At 54.4% G+C, this 20,790-nt stretch carries 16 protein-coding genes; 5 read left to right on the top strand and 11 right to left on the bottom strand.

Annotation, left to right across the window (positions count from 1 at the left end):
* Positions 1-51: 51 nt before the first annotated feature.
* Positions 52-1,119: a butyrate kinase gene (buk, locus tag E0E37_RS07260; RefSeq protein WP_246019657.1), complete on the top strand. Its 1,068-nt coding sequence runs from the start codon at positions 52-54 to the stop codon at positions 1,117-1,119.
* 139 nt (positions 1,120-1,258) lie between these two features.
* On the opposite strand, the gene E0E37_RS07255 is transcribed toward buk, so the two are convergent.
* From E0E37_RS07255 to E0E37_RS07240, 4 genes are all read right to left on the bottom strand, one after another.
* Positions 1,259-2,185 carry a magnesium transporter CorA family protein gene (locus tag E0E37_RS07255; protein ID WP_130862381.1) on the bottom strand — a complete coding sequence of 309 codons (927 nt, stop codon included), beginning with the start codon at positions 2,183-2,185 and terminating at the stop codon, positions 1,259-1,261.
* 313 nt (positions 2,186-2,498) lie between these two features.
* The gene (locus E0E37_RS07250; protein ID WP_130862380.1) at positions 2,499-4,124 is read right to left on the bottom strand and encodes an amidohydrolase; all 1,626 of its coding nucleotides are present in this window, start codon (positions 4,122-4,124) and stop codon (positions 2,499-2,501) included.
* A gap of 8 nt (positions 4,125-4,132) precedes the next feature.
* Positions 4,133-5,509: an APC family permease gene (locus tag E0E37_RS07245; protein WP_130862379.1), complete on the bottom strand. Its 1,377-nt coding sequence runs from the start codon at positions 5,507-5,509 to the stop codon at positions 4,133-4,135.
* Positions 5,510-5,521: 12 nt separating this feature from the next.
* Entirely contained in the window at positions 5,522-7,159 is a 1,638-nt protein-coding gene (locus tag E0E37_RS07240; RefSeq protein WP_165445257.1) for an amidohydrolase, read from the bottom strand.
* A 477-nt stretch (positions 7,160-7,636) separates the two neighbouring features.
* On the opposite strand from E0E37_RS07240, the gene E0E37_RS07235 reads away from it, so the two are divergent.
* On the top strand, positions 7,637-9,529 hold the full coding sequence (locus E0E37_RS07235) for a glucosyltransferase domain-containing protein (RefSeq protein ID WP_130862377.1): 1,893 nt from the start codon (positions 7,637-7,639) through the stop codon (positions 9,527-9,529).
* 16 nt (positions 9,530-9,545) lie between these two features.
* Here the strand turns inward: E0E37_RS07235 and E0E37_RS07230 are convergent, their stop codons facing one another.
* The 3 genes from E0E37_RS07230 to E0E37_RS07220 all read right to left on the bottom strand — a co-directional run bounded on the left by E0E37_RS07230 (position 9,546) and on the right by E0E37_RS07220 (position 13,644).
* Complete coding sequence (locus E0E37_RS07230; RefSeq protein ID WP_130862376.1) at positions 9,546-11,030, bottom strand: sigma-54 interaction domain-containing protein; 1,485 nt, start codon at positions 11,028-11,030, stop codon at positions 9,546-9,548.
* A gap of 26 nt (positions 11,031-11,056) precedes the next feature.
* Positions 11,057-12,520, bottom strand: a complete 1,464-nt coding sequence (locus E0E37_RS07225; RefSeq protein ID WP_130862375.1) for a sigma-54 interaction domain-containing protein — start codon at positions 12,518-12,520, stop codon at positions 11,057-11,059.
* A gap of 224 nt (positions 12,521-12,744) precedes the next feature.
* Positions 12,745-13,644, bottom strand: coding sequence for a PhzF family phenazine biosynthesis protein (locus E0E37_RS07220; protein WP_130862374.1), 900 nt, complete (start codon positions 13,642-13,644; stop codon positions 12,745-12,747).
* Positions 13,645-13,951: 307 nt separating this feature from the next.
* On the opposite strand from E0E37_RS07220, the gene E0E37_RS07215 reads away from it, so the two are divergent.
* Both E0E37_RS07215 and E0E37_RS07210 read left to right on the top strand, forming a co-directional pair.
* Entirely contained in the window at positions 13,952-14,890 is a 939-nt protein-coding gene (locus tag E0E37_RS07215) for a hypothetical protein (RefSeq protein ID WP_130862373.1), read from the top strand.
* A gap of 216 nt (positions 14,891-15,106) precedes the next feature.
* Positions 15,107-16,813 (top strand): oleate hydratase, encoded by a 1,707-nt coding sequence (locus E0E37_RS07210; RefSeq protein WP_130862372.1) that lies wholly within the window; start codon positions 15,107-15,109, stop codon positions 16,811-16,813.
* 168 nt (positions 16,814-16,981) lie between these two features.
* Here E0E37_RS07210 and E0E37_RS07205 read toward each other — a convergent pair whose 3' ends face one another.
* Both E0E37_RS07205 and E0E37_RS07200 read right to left on the bottom strand, forming a co-directional pair.
* Positions 16,982-17,344: a helix-turn-helix domain-containing protein gene (locus E0E37_RS07205; protein ID WP_130862371.1), complete on the bottom strand. Its 363-nt coding sequence runs from the start codon at positions 17,342-17,344 to the stop codon at positions 16,982-16,984.
* A 304-nt stretch (positions 17,345-17,648) separates the two neighbouring features.
* Positions 17,649-17,963 carry a hypothetical protein gene (locus tag E0E37_RS07200; protein ID WP_130862370.1) on the bottom strand — a complete coding sequence of 105 codons (315 nt, stop codon included), beginning with the start codon at positions 17,961-17,963 and terminating at the stop codon, positions 17,649-17,651.
* A 252-nt stretch (positions 17,964-18,215) separates the two neighbouring features.
* On the opposite strand from E0E37_RS07200, the gene E0E37_RS18535 reads away from it, so the two are divergent.
* On the top strand, positions 18,216-18,365 hold the full coding sequence (locus tag E0E37_RS18535; protein ID WP_165445256.1) for a hypothetical protein: 150 nt from the start codon (positions 18,216-18,218) through the stop codon (positions 18,363-18,365).
* 19 nt (positions 18,366-18,384) lie between these two features.
* Here the strand turns inward: E0E37_RS18535 and E0E37_RS07195 are convergent, their stop codons facing one another.
* Together E0E37_RS07195 and E0E37_RS07190 are read right to left on the bottom strand one after the other, a co-directional pair.
* Entirely contained in the window at positions 18,385-19,020 is a 636-nt protein-coding gene (locus E0E37_RS07195; protein WP_130862369.1) for a superoxide dismutase, read from the bottom strand.
* Between the two features lie 138 nt (positions 19,021-19,158).
* The gene (locus E0E37_RS07190) at positions 19,159-20,481 is read right to left on the bottom strand and encodes a D-serine ammonia-lyase (RefSeq protein ID WP_130862368.1); all 1,323 of its coding nucleotides are present in this window, start codon (positions 20,479-20,481) and stop codon (positions 19,159-19,161) included.
* Positions 20,482-20,790: the final 309 nt, after the last annotated feature.

Below are 20,790 nucleotides of genomic sequence, written 5' to 3'. Positions count from 1 at the left end.
GCGGTGATCAGCGTCAGTGCCGCCGGATGCGGCGGAGGAATGGAGATCGTTATGCATAATAAAATGTTTATACTGAATCTGGGTTCCACCTCTACCAAGGTGGCGGTCTATGAGGGACTGACTGAGACGGCAAGAGAATCCCTCCACCATTCGCAGGAGGATCTGTCGCTTTTTTCCGCGGTTCCCGACCAGAAGGAATTCCGCAAAGAAGCTGTCCGCAGCTTTCTCAGCCGCGGCGGCTTTGACCTGGCCTCCTTTGACTGCATCGTCGCCCGGGGCGGCTGCAGCAGGCCCATCGAAGGCGGTATCTATGAGATCTCGCCTGAAATGCTGGCAGACATTTCTTCCGGCCGGTACGGCGTTCACATCTCCAATGTGGGCTGCGCCATCGCTTACGAACTGGGCCAGGAATACGGCATCCCCGTCGTCACCGCGGACACGGTCAAGACCGATGAGCTGGAGCCCCTGGCCCGCTACACGGGACTGGCCCAGCTGACGCGCGTCAGCACCTTTCACGCCCTGAATCACAAAGCCATCGCCAGAAAACACGCTTTGGCCGTGGGCAAACGCTATGAGGACATGGACCTCATCGTCGCTCACATGGGCGGGGGCATTTCCGTGGGCGCCCACCGTCACGGCCGCGTGGTGGAGACCAACAACGCTCTGGACGGCGACGGTCCCTTCTCCCCGGAACGGGCAGGCGCTCTCCCCGTTGGCAGTCTGGTCCGTCTCTGCTTCAGCGGTGAATACACGGAATCGGAGCTGCTAAAGATGATCTCCGGCAAAGGCGGTCTCATGTCCTATCTGGGCACCAACAGCGGTCTGGAAGTGGAGGAACGCATCGCTGCCGGGGACGAGCCTGCCCGGGAGGTATACGAGGCTATGGCCTACCAGACAGCCAAGGCCATCGGCGCCGCGTCCTGCGTACTGAAGGGAACGGCGGAGGCCATACTGCTCACCGGAAGCCTGGCCTATTCCGAGCTTCTCACCGCCTGGATCAAAGAACGGGTCTCCTTTCTGGCTCCGGTCTACCTCTATCCCGGAGAAAACGAAATGCTTTCACTGGCGGAAAACGGCATGCGCTATCTCTCAGGGAGGGAAAAGCCGAAAACCTACTAGGCCGGCGCCCTCTGAACGCCAGGCGCTGCCTTTCCCCGTCCGGCTGACAGATCGACCTGAGGAGACCCGACGCCAGATCCTGCAGACTTGGCCGGAGGGCCGCAGAACTGAGGGAAAGCAGCCGGCCGGTCAAAACCGGCTAGAACCATTTATTCTTTCTGAAGTACAGAAAACTTCCTATCGCTATGAGAGCAGAAAAGATGATCACAGCGGGATAGGCATAAGGCCACTGAAACTCCGGCATCCGCAGATTCATTCCATACCACCCTGCGATCAGCGTCAAAGGCAGAAAAATAGCGGTGATGACGGTGAACAGCTTCATGATCTCATTTTGGCGAATATCGATCTGGGCCTGGTATGCTTCTCTCACCTGCGAAGCATAATCCCGGAGATTCAGCACGCCGTCCAGCAGCCGATCCGTACGGCCCGTCAACATGCGAAACAACCGCACAGCGCCGCCGGACAACAGTTCGTTCTCATTTTCCTCCAGCGCCTCCGCAATATCCAAAAGCTGCTCATAATAACGCTTCAGCACCAGCAGCCGGCGCCGCAGACCGATGATCCGCGCGATATAATCTTTGTCCGGCTCGGCGCTCAGCGCTTCTTCCATGTCAAAAAGCTCCTGCTCGATCTCATCCATACGCTCTGAATCTCCCTCTGTCAGACGGTCAAAAAAACGGTGCAGGATCCGTTCCAGACTGAGTCCGCGAATCCCCCGCTCTCCGATTTCCTCTGTCAGCCGCAGCAGCATGCTCTTTCCCCTCTCGTCCTCGCAGAGAAAGGCCAGCAGATTATTTCTGAAATAGATACGGACCAGTGACTTCGCTCCTTCCAGTCCTGTCCAGTCCGGCACGGAGAGGACAATATAGTCATATCCCTCGTGGCTCTCAAATTTACACACCTGCGACGAGGAGAGGCCGGACAGAAAATAATCCGGCAGCAGAAGATACTCTTTCTCCGCCGGCGCTTCCTCACTGCCGAGCACAGCAAGGCACGGACGAAAATCCACCCCGCGCTTTTCCTCCTTCTGTTCTTCCAGACCATCGCCTTCTACGAAGTATATCATTCCGATCTCCCCCTTTTATCTCTGAATACGGTTTTTATCCTGTTTTCCTTTATTGTCTGCACTCAGCGGCCATCCCCGAACAAATGAACGCAGATCGAGCCGCATTGTTTATTATACCGTCTTCCCCCGTCTTATGGGTAAAGTTTTTTACGCCGCAGCTCGTCCTGCCCCGGATATCCAGTCCTCCCTCTCAGGAAAAAACAAAGATCGCCGCTGGGAAAAGCCCGGCGGAGGACAGCGGCAAAAAACTGAAAAAGGAGCGCCGCAATATTTATTTTGCAGCGCTCCTTCAATTACCGATCGATCTTTTCTCTTATCTGTCGTTTCCCCTCTCGTAACGGATCTTTCCGTCCACGATGGTCATAGCCGTCTTCACATCCTTGATCTCATCGGCGGGTATCTCATAGAGATCCCGTTCCAGCACGGTGAAATCGGCCAGAAAGCCCGGCGCGATCTTTCCCTTGATGTTTTCCTCATAAGACGCATAGGCCGGCATTTCCGTGTAAGCGGCGACGGCCTCCTCCAGCGTCAGCCCCTGCTCCTTGTACCAGCCTTCTTCCGGCTGGCCTTCCAGATCTTTTCGGGTCACCGCGGAATAAATGTTGGGCATGGGATCAAAGCTTTCCACCGGGCAGTCGGTCCCAAAGGGGATCCGCACGCCGCTTTTCAGCAGATCTTTCCAGTTATAACTGTACTTGATCCTCTCGCTTCCCACTCTGCTCTCCGCCATATGGAGATCGTACTCGATGAAGATCGGCTGAATGTATGCGATGATATCCAGCTCCCTGATCTTCTCCATCAGCTGGGGATTGAGGATCTGCGCGTGTACGATACCGTGTCTCAGCTTCGTCTCCGGATATTTTTTCACTGCTCTCTCGATCGCTTCCACCGCCTGCTCCGCCGCCGCGTCTCCGATACAGTGGATGGCCGCGGCCATTCCGGCCTTATGCGCTTTTTCCACCAGCTCAAAGAGCTCTGCGGGATCGTCATAGATGCCGAATCCGCAGGTCGATGGATCGTCGGAATACGGTTCTGAGAGCCAGGCCGTCCTCGCGCCCAGAGAACCGTCGCAGAACAGCTTAATGGGTCCCAGTCGGAAGAACTCGTTGCCCTGTCCGCTGCGGTAGCCGTGATCTACAAAGAGCTTGTATCTGGCCCTGCTGGGCAGCGCGCACTGTTCGTATACCCGCAGGGGCAGTTTGCCGTCCGCAGTCAGCTCCGTGTAGGCCCGGATCACATCGTCCAGATTGTTGCCCGGAATACTCTCGAAGTCGTCGGTCTGCACTGAAGTAAGTCCCACCTTCAGCGCTTCCTCACAGGTGTCCAGCAGCATTTTCTTAATATCCTCTACCGTCGGGTTGGGGATGGATTCGTAGACCCTGTACATCATTTCCTTCAGCACGCCGGTGGGCTCGCCGTTTTCGTCCACTACGAACTCGCCTTCTTTAGGCTGATCCATTCCTTTGTGGATCCCGATCAGCTCAAGACCTTTGGAGTTGACCACGGAAATATGTCCGCAGACCCGCACGAACAGCACGGGACGGTCCGTGGAGATCCGGTCCAGATCCTCCTTCGTGGGAAAGCGTTTTTCCGCCCAATTATCGTCGTTCCAGGTGTTGGCTTCCAGCCACTTTCCGGGAGGCAGCTGCTTCTCTTCCAGAAACTTTTTAGCAAGCTCCACAGCCTCCTCCAGCGACTTTGTGCCGCCCAGATCCAGGCTCTGAGAGAAGTACCCCACATTCAGGAAGTGCATGTGGCTGTCGTTGAGTCCGGGCAGCACCAGCTTGCCGCCCAGATCCACGACCTTTGTTTTCTCCTCTTTCAGCGCGAGTATTTCATCGCTGGCGCCGACCCGCGCCACGCGGCCGTTTTCCACGGCGACCGCCTGGGCAAAGCCTTCCGGCGTCTTGATCTTTCCGTTAACTAATATCAGTTCCATAAATTCTCCTAGTCAAAATCTTTAATCGGGTGCTTCTTGAAGTACCACTGGAAGATAAAGTATGCCGGCAGACCGGACAGCGGGATCAGCAGACCGATTACAGTCTTGGGGTCGGAGATAAAGTTTGCAGCCAGCATGATGATGGCAAAGATGATCACCAGCGCAGGCATTACCGGATATCCCGTAACCTTGTACGGTCTCTCGATATTGGGATACTTTTTCCTCAGTACGAATACGGCGGAAACGCTCAGCGTGTAGTAGATCCATGTAGCCAGAACCGCGATGTTGACCAGCTCCTGGAAGTCCGCGAAGAAGCAGATGATGCTGGCGTAGATCATGGTGATGATCTGGGAGTTGATCGGCGTGCCGGTCTTCTTGTTCAGCTTGCCGAAGATGGGGAAGAATCTCTTATCCTTCGCCATGGCGTAGTATTCTCTCGGATAAGCCAGGATGGCGCTGTTGGCCGATCCCAGGATGGAGAGGATGATCCCCACGGTCAGGAAAATAGCTGCGCCTTTGCCGAACATCACTTCCACCGCATCGAAGGTAGCGTTGTCCGCGCTGGCGATCTGAGCCGCCGGCAGGATCTTCATGATGACCAGATTGAATACAGCGTACAGCAAAGTGATGCCGCCCAGAGAGATAGCGACCGCTTTCGGGATATTCTTCTGGGGCTCTTTGATCTCCTCTGCAACCATGCAGACGGAGGTCCAGCCGTCGAAGGCCCACAGTGCGGCTACTACGGCCATGGAGATCGCTCCGATGAAATTGCCTCCCGCGAATGCGAAGCTGACGCCGTCGCCGGTGCCGCCGCTGTAGAACAGGCCCGCGCCGATGATGAAGGCGATCACAGCCAGTTTCAGTACCAGCAGGATCGTGGAGACCGTGCTTCCCTCATTTACGCCCATCATGTTGACCAGGGACAGGACCACTACCACGGCTACGGCCACCAGAGAAACGCCGATGCCTTCAATGCCCAGAAGCGGACACAGATAGCTGGCAACGCCCAGACCCAGAGCGGCGATGGAGCCGTTCTGGCAGATCCAGAAATCTGTCCAGCCCATGGTAAAGCTCAGACACGGTCCATAGGCCGCTGTCAGATAGATATAAGAACCGCCGGATTTCGGCATGGCCGTTCCCATTTCCGCGTAGCACAGGCCGGCGCAGAGAGAGAACAGACCGGCGATCACCCACGCCACCAGAGCCCAGCCCGTGGAGAGCTGGATGTAGTCCAGTACAAACGCTCCTACGTAGAAAATACCGGAACCGATCATCAGTCCGGCCATCAGACCGATAGCCTTAAAGAGTCCCATGTCCCGCTTCATACCGCCGCTGGGCGCGACCAGATCCTCTATTTTGAAATGTTCATTATTGTTTCCCATCATTAAACTCCTTCCTTATTCTGCAGCAGACGCGCGGTCAAAAACAACTTTTCCGTCAAGAATGGTCTTTTCTACCTTTACATCCTTGATCTTTTTCTTGTCAATGGCAAAGATATCCTCCGAGAGCACCGCCATGTCGGCGTATTTGCCCACCTCCAGAGAACCCTTTACATCTTCTTCAAAGGAAGCGTAAGCAGAACCCGTCGTGTAAGCTCTTACGGCCTGTTCCACAGTGAGACACTGCTCCGGATACCAGCCTTCTTCCGGCAGATCGCTCCAGTCTCTGCGGTTGACAGCTCCGTCGATTCCGTACATGGGGTTGAAATCCTCTACCGGGCTGTCGCAGCCCGCCGCAATATGTACGCCGTTGTCCAGGAACCGTTTCCAGTTATAGGACAGAGACGCTCTGTGATCCCCCACGCGGTCTGCGGCGATCTCGATATCCGATTTCACAAACACCAGCTCCAGACCGCCTACTACGCCAAGTCTGGCGTATTCCTCGATCAATCCCTCCGTGGTGATCTGGCAGTGGTCGATGCCAAAGCGCAGATCCTTGCCTCTGTTCTCTGTTACGATCGGTTCGAACGCTTTCAGCGCCATATAGATGCCCCGGTCTCCCATGCCGTCCATGACTACGTTCAGGCCGTGATCATAGGCCATCCGCGTCATCTCGTTCAGCTCCTTCTGCGGGAAAATATTTTCTCCCAGAGTGGAGGGATCGTCGTGGTAGGGCTCAAGCAGCGCGGAGCATCTGGTTCCCAGAGAACCGTCCGCCATCAGCTTGAAGGCTCCAATGCGGAAGAAGGGGCTGCCGTCTCCGGTCTTCAGACCCATCTTGAAAAATTCTTCCATAAGTTTCTTTTCGGGCAGATAGAGCATCTTATAGATGCGCAACGGCAGCTCGCCGTCTCTGTCCAGCTCAAAGTAAGCCTGCAGGATCTCCTGGAAGCTCCCTGCTCTGGTCAGCTCAAAATCGTCTGTTTCGACAGAGGTGATACCCGCCGTCAAATAGTCGTTGCACGCCTTTACAATGGCTTTCTTGATCTTTTCCACGCCCAGCTTGGGGATCCTGCTGTAGATCTCCTGAGTGGCTTCTCCGATGAACACGCCTGTGGGGACGCCGTTCTCGTCCACTTCCACGCTGCCAACTTCCCGCTTGGGCGGATTGTCGTAAAGTCCCAGCTCTTTCAGCGTCTTCGTGTTGACCACGCAGATAAAGCTGCAGGATCTTCCCAGGGCGATCATGTGATCTTCCGATATTTTGTCAAGATCGTGGCGGTTGGGCAGACGTCCCTCCGGGTAGTCCGTTTCATTCCATCCTCTGCCTTCCACCCATTCCCCTGCGGGAATATCGTTTTCAGCGATATGTTTTTTCACCGTTTCGATCAACTCGTCCATGCTGCCGCAGTCATCCAGATACGCCATGGATTTGCTGTGTCCATAGCTCAGCAGATGCATGTGGCTGTCGTTAAATCCGGGCACCACAGTTTTTCCGCCAAGATCGATGATCTCCGCTTCCGGCCCTGCCGCAGCGCGGATCTCTTCACTGGTTCCCGTCGCCGTGATACGGCCGTCCTTCATGGCGATCGCTTCCACTACTGTACCGGCGTCGTCCATCGTATGGCATTTCCCGTTCACAATCGCTAATTCCATAGATAGAGTCCCTCCTTTCATTTTCCCGGAAAGGGCCGATGTGTGCCGGACCTTTCTCCTGGACTCTTTGAAATAGATGTGATAATATCATTACAGTTTCTTAGTATTCGCAAATACCATGCCATCATAAATTTTGCGGCAATTCTGTAAAAATCCCATAATTATTTTTGATTTCTTTCCCCTTTTTTAAGAAAATTAAGACTTACTCCGTCGCCTTTTATCCATCGTCAAATTTTCAACGTTTTTTGAGCTAACTGCCGTCAGGAACCTGACGTTTTTATGAATTCTTGACAGATATCCAACAGCTTTATTCCCCCTGTCCTCACAGAAAAATACTTTTTTCCTGCTTTCAGCCCAGAAACCAGAATGTAAAAACGTCATTATGAGAAAAAATAAGAGCAGCCGCCGTGGTATACTGACCCATGCAGAAAAGCCATCCCACAGCGGGAAAAAATAGAGAAAGGGGGCCCACGGGTAATGGATACGCATAACGATGGATCAAGAGAGAATCTATGGAAACTTACGCCGGAGGACGTGCTGCGGCAGATCTCCGCTGGAATTACGCCGCGGGGAAAGCTGGCGTTCATCTCCGGGCTGATCTTCGCCGCCCTGACGCATCTCTACTATTTTACTGGACGATTTACAAACGAGGACGACCTGCACAGGATCCTGCCGCCGGTCTGGAATCTGGCCCAGGGAAGATGGGCGGACGGTTTTAAATTTTCATCCGCCTGGCCGCTTCCCGGCGTGCTGTTTTTCTTCACGATCATTTTCCTGGCGCTGACAGTCTGCCTCACCGTATCGGTGCTGAACATCGAAAAGCCGTCGTCCGTCATGCTTACGGCGCTGGCGGTGGTATCCTTTCCCTCTCTGGCCTATTCCTTCGGCTATATCTACGGCGTGGAGCAGTATGTCCTCGCCCTGTTTTTTTCCGCCCTGGCGGTCTGGGTCACAAAGGGGTACCGTTGGGGATTCCTTGCCGGCATTCCGGCTCTGGCCTACTCCATGGGCCAATATCAGTCCTACCTGGCCTACGCCATGGGGCTCTGCGCCTGTTCTCTGGCCCTGCTTCTGCTGGACCGTCAAAGGCGGCCAGCAGACTGCGCGGCCGTCCTGGGCAGGTACGCGGTGATGGGAGCCGGCGGCGTGGCCGGCTACATGGCTGTATTGAACCTCTGCCTGCGGCTGACGGGAACGGAATTGAGCGCGTATAAGGGGATCGACTCCATGGGGGAGATCAAAAGAGAAGAGATCCTGCCGTTGTTTCAGAAAACATACGAACGGGTTTTCGGTTTCCTGACAGGCAGGGATTTCTTTGGAGCAGACCGCGCCGTCGTAGTATTTTACTGGATCTGTGTACTGGCTGCAGCCATACTGCTCATCCGTCTGATCCTGCGGGATCCCTCGCCTTCAGGAATGATCAGAGGCCTTCTCGCCGCGGCGCTGCTCGCCCTGCTGCCTTTCTGCGTGGATGTGGTGGATTTTGCCGCCCCGCAGGCAGACGCCTCCGCCCTGAACGCCTACGCCTTGGTTCTGATCTTTACGGCGCCTACGGCTCTGTGGGAGCTTGACTGCCGCTGCAGCCGGAGAGAAGACGAAAAAAAGAAAGAGAAGCTGTCCCGCGTCTCCGTTCTCCTCAGCTGGGTCCTGCTGCTCTCCACGCTGGCCGTTTCCTGGAGCTTTGTGGTGCACACCAATCTGTATTATTCGAAGATCTCTCTGTATTACGAGTATACGACCGCCTTTTACAACCGGGTGCTGGAGCGGATCGAGTCGCTGCCCGGCTACGAGACAGATATGCCTGTGGCCATTCTCTCAGACCGGACGGTGGTCCCCTACGGAGACGATACGTCCCTCTATTCCGACCGGATCATTGACGATCAGGGTCTCTGGGGGAAGTTTACAGGACTGAATCATGGGATGGGAGCAGAATCCACAGTTACACAGAAAGGGATCGCCATCATGAAGAATTCCCTGGGCGTGCCCCTGACCGGAGCCACCATGGGGCAGATCAACGAGATCAAAGAAACGAAAGAATATAAACAAATGGGCGTCTGGCCGGAAAGTGATTCCGTGAAGCTCATCGACGGCATAGCAGTGGTGAATTTCCTCATCGAACAGGAAAGCTCTCTGACAGCCCAAGACGGCGTACTGCGGATGGACGTGAAGATCGACGCGGACCGGTTTCCCGACGCACAGTACACCTGGTATGTATACAAAAACCACGAATTGACGGCAGTCCGCCCCGCCGGCCCCCAAAGCCGGTTTGAATATCACCCGGAAGGATCGGGCATATATTATGGAAAATACGTGGTCGATACGGGCGCCCACAAGTGGACCTGCGAGACAGCGCCGGTGACGGTACCCTGAGCCCCGTGTACTGCATTCATTCTTTCCGGATCACCTGATTCCTGTCTACGCCCAGAATTTCCATGCGGTAAACAAGCGTGGGCCTGGGTATGCCCAAAAAATCAGCGGCCCGCGCACAGTTTCCCTTATACCGTTTCAGCGCTTCCTCGATGCAGCGCTTCTCCGTATCTCTCAGAAATGCGTTCATCGACTCGTAACCCTGTTCCTGAAACGTTTTCGCCAGGCAGCCGGACAGATCCGCCAGAGTGGGCGTCTTCTCTTTCTGATAGCCGGACAGGCTCCGTTCCGCCGCCTCCGGCGTGTAGACCGCCTCGAACATGTAGGACGGCAGTCCTCTCACATCCAGCGTCTCATCCTTCGAAAAGCCTACCATGGCTTCTACCAGATGCTTCAGTTCCCGCACGTTTCCCGGCCAATCATAGCTTTCGCACAGCTTTTGCAGGGAAGGGCTCACTTCCCTGATCCTGCGGTTGTACACCCGGCTGAAATAACCGATGTAATGATTCAAATAAAACGGTATGTCTTCTTTCCGTTCCCGCAGCGCGGGAAGTGTGATCATGCTGCTGGTAAAGCGATAAAAGAGGTCGTCCCGAAGGAGTTTCTCCTTGATCGCCTTCATGGGTTCCACGTTCATTGCGGCGATGATCTTTACGCTGACCTGCTTCTCCCTCTGACACCCCACCGGCCGAAAGGTCCCGTCCTGCAGCACCCGCAGCAGCTGCCCCTGCACCTGATACGGCATGGAGGACAGCTCGTCGAGAAACAGAACGCCGCCGTCGGCCTGCTCGAACAGTCCTCTGCTGTTTTCCGCTCCGGTGTAAGCCCCTTTTACGGTGCCGAACAGAATGGACTCCATCAGTCCATCGGGCACAGCCGCGCAGTTCTGGATGATGACCTTATTTCTTGGCACGCCGCTGTCGTGGATCATGGCCTGGGCAAACAATTCCTTTCCCGTTCCCGTCTCCCCGTAGATCAGCGTGGGGTTGGGCAGGCGGGCCAGGATCTTTGCCTTCTCAATGTTGTTTCTCATCTCCTCGCTTACGGTGAGAATACTGTCGAAGGTAATATCCTCCACCGCCCGGCGGAGCTTCTCCACATCCTCGTCGAAACGGGCCGTCACTTCATCCAGCTCATTCTCCACGTCATTTACAGTGGACACGTCCTTCGCCAGCTCGATAACGGCGCAGATCTCTCCGTTGCGGATCACGGGCAGCGTCACATTGTGAGTGCAGAAGCTCTTTCCCCAGTAATCCGTAAACCGCTGAAATTTACGTACCACCACCTCGCCTGTGGACATGCACTCCAGAACCGTGCTGTCCTTGCGGTTGATCGTGGGGTACGCCTCAAAAAAGGATTTGGCCATGTAAGTCCGCTTGGAGTCCTTTGCCTCCAGCTTGATCCTGGGGTCGTAGCGGCTGTTATATACAATGGAAAAGTCGCGGTTGACGATCACGATATAATCCACGCTGTTCAGCTTCAGTTCATCAACGCCAAAAACCATCCTTTACCTCCGTCAGTCAGTGCTGTCTATTCCTCGATGTTCATACTTTCCATTCGGTAGATCAGTGTGGGCCGCGGCAGGCCCAACAGGGCGGCCGCTCTGGTTTTGTTTCCCCCCGTGCGCCGCAGCGCTTCCAGGATGCACTGCTTTTCCGTCTCTCTCAAAAAGCCGTTGATGTCCGGGTTTTCCTGAGAGCGGAAGCAGTCCACCGCGCAGGAGACCAGGTCTTCCTGATTCATGGGACGCCCGGGGAGTGCAGAGGTCCTATCCCCTGCCGATTCCTCCGCCATGCGCATGCTCTCTCGCATATACGGCGGCAGGTCCTTCATCGTCAGGACCTCTCTCCCTGAAAAACTCACCATGGATTCCACCAGATGCTTCAGCTCCCGCACATTTCCGGGCCAATCGTAGCGCTGGAGAAAATCCTGCAGCTCCCCGCTCAGTCCCTGTACGTTCCTGTTGTACACGCGGTTATACTGTTTGATGTAGTGCTCGGTATAAAACGGAATATCTTCCCGCCTTTCCTTCAGAGACGGCAATGTGATCATACTGCTGGTAAAACGGTAGAACAGATCGCTGCGCAGCTTTTTTTCCTCGATCGCCCGTATGGGATCCACATTCATAGCCCCGATGATCTTCACCGCCGCCTGCTTCTCAGCCCCGCTTCCCACAGGACGATACGTTCCATCCTGCAGTACGCGCAGCAACTGGCCCTGAACGTGATACGGCATGGAACTGAGCTCATCCAGAAACAGAACTCCTCCGTCCGCCTGCTCAAACAATCCCTTCTGGGTCTCGGCGCCCGTGTAGGCGCCTTTCACCGTACCGAACAGGATGGATTCCATCAGGCCTTCCGGAACAGCCGCGCAGTTTTGGATGACCACCTTCTGCTTCGGCAGACCGCTGTCGTGGATCATGGCCTGAGCAAACAATTCCTTCCCCGTTCCCGTCTGTCCGTAGATCAGGGTGGGATTGGGCAGCCTGGCCAGGATCCTGGCCTTGCGGATCGTATTTTTCATTTCCTCGCTGACGGTGAGGATGCTGTCGAAGGTGATCACTTCCATCTCCCGGCGCAGCACCTCCACATCCAGGTCGAAGGCGCGGGTGGCCCGCTCCAGATCCTCCTCCGCGGAGGACAGAGAAGTCACATCCTTTGACAGCTCCACCACACCGCAGATCTCCCCGTCATGCACGATGGGAATGGTGATATTGTGAGCGCAGTAGCTTCCTCCCCAGCAGTCGGTAAAATTCTGAAACTTGCGGACCGTCATCCTGCCTGTGCCCATGGTTTCCACCACGGAGCTCTTTTCCCGGTCCACCTCCGGATACATCTCAAAAAAGGATTTGACTTCAAAGCCCTTTTCGGGCTCCGGCACCTGATCCAAACGTAACTTCTCAACGTATCTCCCATTGTAGAGCACGGAAAAATCCTTGTCGATAATGACGATATAATCCACGCTGCTCAGTTTCAGATCGTCCACAGAAAACATGCATGACCTCCGTTTTTACACTGGATCCCCGCTGCTTCGCGCCTCACAGCCCGCCGGCGAGATCTCTTTATATAAAAGCCTCCTTCGGAGCCTTATTCGCCCTGGGAGCTCGCCTTCATAATGCAGGTTCACTTCACAGGGAAAACATGATCCGCCCTGGGGCCACTTTCACAGGGCAACCTTTTTGAACCATTCGGAACTACCAACGGACGATATTTCCTGTGTTATAAAAATATTTCGCCCCTGGCCAGGACCTTTGCGCTGCCGCCCACCTGGATCCTCACAGCGCCGCCGTTGACGGACAGCCGGCTGGTTATGCGGGAAGGACGGTCCATGGCTTCGCCCTGAACAAAAACATTCTCAGCGTCTTCAGCGATGAGACCGTACTTATACAAATAATAAGTAAGCGCGCCGTTTGACGTGCCGGTGGCGGCCTCCTCGTCGATATCGTAGAGCGGCGCAAAATTCCTGCAGTGGACCGCTCCGTCCTCCGCGTTTACGGTAAACGCGTGAACGCCCGTCACCTGATAGCGCTCCGACAGCGCCGATAAAGCCGGAAAGTCCGGTTTGATGGCTGACAGCGCCGCCTGATCCGCCACCGGCATCATAATATCCGGAAGTCCTGTGGACACCAGCTCCGGCAGCAGGATCTCCCCCGGCTTCTTTTCCCCGGCGACGATCCCCTGGCCCGCAGCGGAGATCCCCATGATCCGGTACAGCTCCTCCACGTCATCGGCGTTTTTCATAGATCCCAGAGACTCCGGCTTTCCCATCTCCATGAGAACCGAACCGCTGCCCACCTCGATCTGCAGGCGTCCAGCCAGCGTATCGTTAATATACGTTGAACCGGGCGTTACAATGCCCGCGTCTGCCAGCGCACAGAACGAACCCACCGTGGCGTGGCCGCAGAGGTCCACCTCCGCTGCCGGTGTAAAATAACGGATATTAAACTCCCGTTCTCCCGTTCGGCGGATAAACGCCGTCTCCGAATACCGCAGCTCCGCCGCCGTCTTCCGCATCGTCTCATCCTCCGGAAAACCGGCTCCCTCACTTAGTATGACCACTCCCGCCGGATTTCCACCAAACAGGGTCTCGGTAAATGCATCTACAATATAAAATTTCATATGCCTGTCCGCCTCCATTTCACAATAATCGATCCGCCGGCCGCTCTCCGCTCCCTTCCCGCATGTCCATGTGTTTTCAAACGCGGCGAATTCTCCTTTTAAATTATACCGTCTGTTCCCTGCGCCTGTCGAAGGTTTTCTATTATTCTTTTCGTTTATTTTTCGAAAACCCTTGACTTATCGTGTTAAATTATGGTAAAATTGGATCAAAAGAGACCGCAACAAGGCGATCTCTTTTTTTATACCTTTTTCTATATATTTATTCCCATATTATTAAAATTAAGGGAATACGAGAGGAGGAATGAAAATGGATCAGGAATTTAAGGAGATGTTCATTGAGCTCAAGGCCGATCTGCTGACCGGTATGGATGCCATCTGCGGCAGGCTGGAGGAGATCGGGCAGCGGCTGGAGCACCTGGAACAGCGCATGGTGCAACTGGATGAGCGCATGGTTCGTCTGGAAGAGCGCATAGAGCACCTGGAACAGCGCGTGGACTGTCTGGAAGGACGAGTGGACGCCCTGGAGACAGGTCTGGCGGCTTTCAAGAAGGAAACGGAAAAGAATTTCCGGCGTATGGAGACCAGATTTGCCAAGATCGACAAGCGCTTTGACCAGATCGGCGAGCGTTTTGAACGGGTGGACGACAATCTGGACATTCTCAACCGGAAGACCACAGAGATCATCGACATGCTCAATTATCGTTTTCGGCTGGCCGACGATAAAGTTGAGCTGCTCAAAGGCAACACGCCGCCGGGCTACAACAGGAAGGTGCCCATTGTTCATACGGACGACGAAGAACCCGGCACAGTGCAGGAATTTCCGGCCCCCTACATGATCCACAACATCGATGTCAGAAGTACGCTCCCTGTAGACGGTACGGACTCTGAAACATACCTGCTGGCCCGATTCGCCGCCGCCGAATCGGTATTTCGACAGTCGAAGACCATGTTGATCTTTGAAGTGCAGCGAATGGAACGCATGATGCGGCTGCCGACTGCCGGTTCCCCCTCTGCATTGGTGGAAGGCCGCGAACTGCACGACGCGCTGAATACCATGGTCTTTCGGCTGATCGATTTTGTCTGCATCCCTCCCGACATGGACAGGCTGAAAGCTTTTATGAGGGAAAACGGCATGGAAGCCCTGCAGAAAATGTGGGACGAAAAACAACTGGAGTATAAGGAGACTGAAGGGCAGGCTTATGCGCTGATCCAAAAGGCGGACGAGTTTATGGCCAAATACTGCTGATCCCCTCCTCTGCAAAGCATTTCGTACGGTTCCCACAGCCGCGCGCCGTACGCCGTTGGCGGCCCGATCGAATCCTGTCAGTTTCCGTCTCTCCGGCACGCAGACTCCAAAACTGAATAAAACAGTCGACGGATCCTCTCTGCTGTGATACAATTTTATCAGCAGATCGTCTGCGGGAACACAGAGTCAGGCGAAAAAGAAGAGAGAGGAAGACGTATGGATAAGAAGAAAAAAATCGGCGCCGCGCTGGCGGCGGGTACGGCAGCGGCGGGCGCGGCGTATCTGTTGAATCGGGCGGCCCAAACCAGGAAGGCCGCAGTTTTGCAGGCCAATGAAGAAGAGATCCGCTCGCGGGATTACGGCGACACCAAAGCTTATATGGTGGGCGGCGGCCTGGCCACGCTGGCCGCAGCAGCTTATCTCATCAGAGACGCCAATTTTAACGGAGAAAATATTATCGTATACGAAGGCATGCCCGTGCTCGGCGGCAGCAACGACGGCTCCGGGACTCCGCAGGACGGCTTCGTCTGCCGGGGAGGACGCATGCTCAACGAGGAGACGTATGAAAACTTCTGGGAGCTGTTTTCCTCCATCCCCTCACTGGAACGGCCCAACTGCAGCGTAACGGAGGAGATCCTGGATTTCGACCATGCCCATCCCACCTGTGCCAAGGCCCGCGTAGTGGATCGCAACGGTCGGAAACTGGATGTCTATCACATGAAATTCAATAACGAGGACCGTCTTGCCCTGCTGAAGCTTCTGGCTACGCCGGAGGAAAAGCTGGACAATCTGAAGATCACCGACTGGTTCGGCCCCCATTTCTTCGAAACGCATTTCTGGTATATGTGGCAGACGACCTTTGCCTTCCAGAAATGGAGCAGTCTCTTTGAGCTGCGGCGCTACATGAACCGTATGATCCTGGAGTTTTCCCGGATCCAGACACTGGAGGGCGTTACGCGTACCCGCTTCAATCAGTATGAAAGCGTGATCCTGCCCCTGAAGACCTGGCTGGAAAAGAAAGGCGTGACGTTCCATACAAATACCACAGTCACTGACATGTTCTTCGACGAGGGAAACGGGATCACGGTCAACACCCTGGTCCTCTCCGACGGCACTGAGATCAGGCTCCGCTCCAGCGACGTGTGCATTATGACCAATGCCTGCATGACGGACAGCGCCACGCTGGGAGACTGGAATACTCCGGCCCCCGCGCCCGAACAGCGTCCTATTTCCGGTGAACTGTGGGCAAAGATCGCAGCCAAAAAACCTGGTCTGGGGAACCCGGAGCCCTTCTTCGGAGACGCGGAGCTCAGCAACTGGCAGAGCTTCACAGTCACCTGCCGCGGAGACAAACTGCTCAAGATGATCGAAGAATTTTCCGGAAACATCCCAGGCAGCGGCGCCCTGATGACGCTGAAGGATTCCAATTGGCTCATGAGCACCGTGGTGGCCGCTCAGCCTCACTTCAAGACTCAGGATGCAGATACCACCATATTCTGGGGTTATGCTCTCTATACCGACCGCCCCGGCGACTACGTAAAAAAGCCCATGCGCGATTGCACAGGCGAGGAAATTCTCTATGAGTGGATCTGTCAGATGCACTGGGAGGACCGCTGGGACGAGATCCGCGAGGATGTGATAAACGTAATCCCCTGCTTCATGCCTTATGTGGATGCACAATTTATGCCGAGAGCTATGAAAGACCGTCCGCAGGTAGTGCCCGAGGGAAGCACCAATTTCGCCATGGTGAGTCAGTTTGTTGAGATCCCCGAAGATATGGTCTTTACAGAGGAATATTCCGTGCGGGCCGCTCGGATTGCGGTCTACACCCTGTTCGGCATCACGAAGGAGATCTGTCCGGTCACGCCTTACCGCAAGGACCCGAAGGTCTTGCTGAAGGCCCTTCACACCATGTATCGTTAAATGCCGATCTGAAAAGATCCAGATCTTCCGTATGAAAAAGGACGGCGCACCAAGGCTGACACCCAATAAGGAAGTATGATCGGACAGCTTTTGATCGGAATGTAATGCACATCAAAAGACGGACTGCCGGCGGCAAGCTGACAGCCCGTCTTTTGCATTGATCCATCATCATCTCAAGACAAAGATGATCACGAATAATATTACTATGCTGATACCGCCAAATATAGCGAGTCCGTTAAAAATAGTGCTGACTACTGATTTCGCATTTTTAATATCGTCATAAATTTCCGTAATGTGCTCGTCCGCTAAATTTTTATCTCTTACTTCCTGTACATTGATTCCCTTAACAAGTTCATCAAGCGTTAGACCAAAGTAGTCGCTCAACAGCACTAACCTCTGAAAATCGGGATAACTTTGAGCCAACTCCCATTTTGAAACTGTTTGACGAGAAACGCCCAGCCTTTCCCCCAGTTCATCCTGCGACAACCCTTTCGACTTTCTTAGTTCTAATAACCTTTCATTAAAATTCATTGCACCGCCTCCTTATGTATTTGCTCCATGTTTATCACTTCAACACCAAAATAATAGCAAATGCAAGGATAGAAAGGCAACCAACTGCTGTTGGCAATTTGTCAATCAGCCTTTACACCTGCCAAGGGATAGCATAAAACATCTTCAACTGTATCGGTGTGGTTGAACTGCCGAATACCAGCGAAACGCAAAACGGCATAGCCAAAATTGACTATGCCGCTTGCTTCGATATTACTTCTCCCATTGAACCAATGGGCGCTGTCTGATATCCCCTGTCTTTCGAGCATCAACAGCCCTGAGGCGTTCACTTCTGCTTCGTATTGGGTCCCAGTCCGACTATTTTAGAATTGTGTCCCAGATTTTGATTTTTGATCGTAGATGGGATCGTCCCTTTGTCCGCTTCGCTTATCCCTGCTATGGCTGCCTTCCCCATAGCAGCCAGCTGATTTTGACTCGCGGTGCGGCCGCCGAACATCATGCCGCCTCCGGCAGAAGCTCCGCCGGTCGCCGTGCCCGCTCCGTGTGGACTTCCTCCGTTCATCAGAGCTTCCTCTGCTCTCAACAGGCCGCCGGCCATGATCTCTCCGATCTGTCTCGATGTTAGATCTCCCATATCCATACGTTTCCCTCCGTTTCTACAAGCCGCCGAGCTTCTCCAGCCGCTGGGCTAAGCCCCGCCGGATCTCACTCTTTGCGCACTGCATGCCGCTTGCTTTTCGCTGAAAAATTAGCCCCGCAGATAGTTTGCGCAGCGACGCTGCGGAATACTCTGTCACATATTGGGCTGCATGCTGGATATACTAACTGTAAAGCTGTTTCCTTTGGAAAAGTATTTTCTGCAAAGAAACAAATCAGGAAAGGAGGCGACGCCATGCCGAGCTACTACTTTGATAAAATCGAACTTCGCGATTATTATCTGTCGCTGCCCAAGACCATCCAGGACCGTCTGAACGAGTCGGGAGTAGAGATCTCCACACTGGGCGAACTGAAACAGGTCGTAGAGCATTTTAAGCATAGCTGAAGCAGCAAGATTTCTGTTCTTACGCTTGGAAGCAGCGGCTGAGCTCATCGTAGGTCTTCCCTGCTTTCTTCCAGTCAGCAACCTCAAACCAGGCTTCAAGGTATTGATCTCTGGCCGCCTTGTATTGAAGAAAATAAGCGTGTTCCCATATATCGGCGCAGATGATCGGATGCAGTCCCACGCCGAAGGGTGTGTCCTGATTGGCCGTATTGATGATTTTCAGACCGCCGCGGGGATCCATGCAAAGCCAGGTCCATCCCGATCCGAAAACCTCCATTCCTTTTTCTTTAAACGCTTTCCTGAACTCATTAAAACTGCCGAAAGTGCCGTCGATGGCCGACTTCAGGCCGCCTTTGGGCAAGTCGTTGGGCGCAGGATCCATGGTGTTGAAATAAAACTGGTGGTTGAACGCGCCGCCGGCCTGATCGTGCACTGTCTCTGAGATCGGCGCAGGCAGCCATGCACTGCCAAGTATGAGCTCTTCCAGAGAGTAACAATAATAGTCCGGGTATTTTTCAAGGGCCGTATTCAGTTTATCCACGTAGCGTTTGTATAATACATCGTGATGCACCCGCAGCGTTTCCGCGTCGATATAGGGCGCCAGCCCGTCATAAGGATAGGGCAGCGGTTGTGTCTCAAAAGGTCTGCAATTCATAAAAAGCCTCCTGCATAAAGTTTTTATACCTTATGCGGGAGGCTTCCTTTTTATTCGGCTGGATGGCTGCTTATCACTTTCTGCCGCTTCAGAGGCCGCATCATCTTCGGCATAGCCGCGGCGGAAAGCCGGCGGCACTTACAGCAGCGACTTACCTTTTCGGTAATATCCCTGCATCTCGGTCTCCGGAACCATGCTTCCCCCTGTGGCCCATACCACGTGGACTGCCTGCTCCATCTTATCTGCAAGGCCCAGGGCCGTCAGATATTCCGACGCCTTTGCCGCCTGGACGGGCCCGGGAAATCCCGCGCAGGCGGATGGTTCGATATAACGATTTTCCGTATCCGCCAGTATTGCCAACAGGCGGTAAAGCTCCTCGTCTTCCACTGTGAACACGCCGTCCAGCTCCGTCTCCATGATCTTGCCCACCAGTCTGGACGCTCTCCCCACCGCCAGGCCGTCCGCAGCAGTTTTCCCATCCAGGCCCACATCGCTGCAGGCGATGCCGTCGTGCAGGCCAGTCATCATACCCAGGGCCATACAGGGCGCATGGGTGGGCTCTGCGAAAAAGCAGTGAACGTTCCCGCCGTATACCTGTTTCAGTCCGAAGGCCACGCCTCCCGGGCCGCCGCCCACGCCGCAGGGCAGATAGACAAACATGGGATGGTCTGCGTCCACAGTCACCCCCATATCTGTCAGCTGCTTTTCCAGCCGCCTGCCTGCAGTGGCATAACCCAGAAACAGATCGGGGGACCCTTCATCGTCCACAAAATGACACATGGGATCTTTCGCGGCCTCTCTGCGGCCCTCTGCCACAGCCTTCTGGTAGTCGTCCGGATACTCCACCACCACGGCCCCCTTTTCCCGCAGCATATCTTTCTTCCACTGGCGGGCGTCGGCGGACATGTGGATAGTGACGCGAAACCCCAGTTTCGCGCTGATGATCCCGATGGAAAGCCCCAGATTTCCCGTGGACCCCACCGCCACGCTGTAATGGGAAAACAGCTCCCGGAAGCGGTCTTCCGCCAGGATCGCATAATCGTCTTCCTTCGTCAGCATACCCTTCTCAAAGGCGATCTCCTCGGCAAACTTCAAAACCTCATGAATTCCTCCCCTGGCCTTGATCGAACCGGACACTGGAAGCTCGCTGTCGCATTTTAAAAACAGCCGGCCCGGGATCTCCGCACCGTATTTTTTTTCCAGCGCCTCCCGCATATGCGGGATCTCCGCCACCGGTGACTCGATGATGCCGCCGGATCTTTTTGTCTCCGGAAAGGCAGTGCGGATATACGCTGCAAATCTCTGCAGCCGCGCCTCCACCTGGGCCACGTCGCTTTCATCGAACGGATGATCCGCCCTTTTTCCGCTGTTCGGATTCAGCCAGAAAATCTCCTCCGCCTTCATCAGCGGATCAAGCAAGGGTAACTTTTCTTTCATCTCTTCCAGATGCAATTCTGTCATATGTCCCTCCTCTTTGTACACTCTTATTCCTATCTTACCACATCGCCTTCCGTTGGCAAGGACGCACTTGCTTTTCTTTGGGAATTTTCCCCGGCTTTCCCTTTTATCAAAGGGATATTGGGCCTTGTTTCACTCAGAAAACAGAAAAAATGCGCACAATCTTCTGCTTTGCGCCGGAATTCCATAATTTGTGACCGGCTTCTAACTCCGCGGTGAAATAATGAAGCTGCAATGAATGAAAGTATTTTACCTTCAGCTGACAGGAGCCCGCACGCGGAAACTTGCGTGCTGCTGCCAACTGAAGGCGAA

Source organism: Bacilliculturomica massiliensis (assembly GCF_900605495.1).
In the GTDB taxonomy this organism is placed as follows: Bacteria; Bacillota; Clostridia; order Peptostreptococcales; family Anaerovoracaceae; genus Bacilliculturomica; species Bacilliculturomica massiliensis.
Note: the sequence above shows the minus strand (reverse complement) of the source record. Positions and strands in the feature narration are given on the sequence as shown.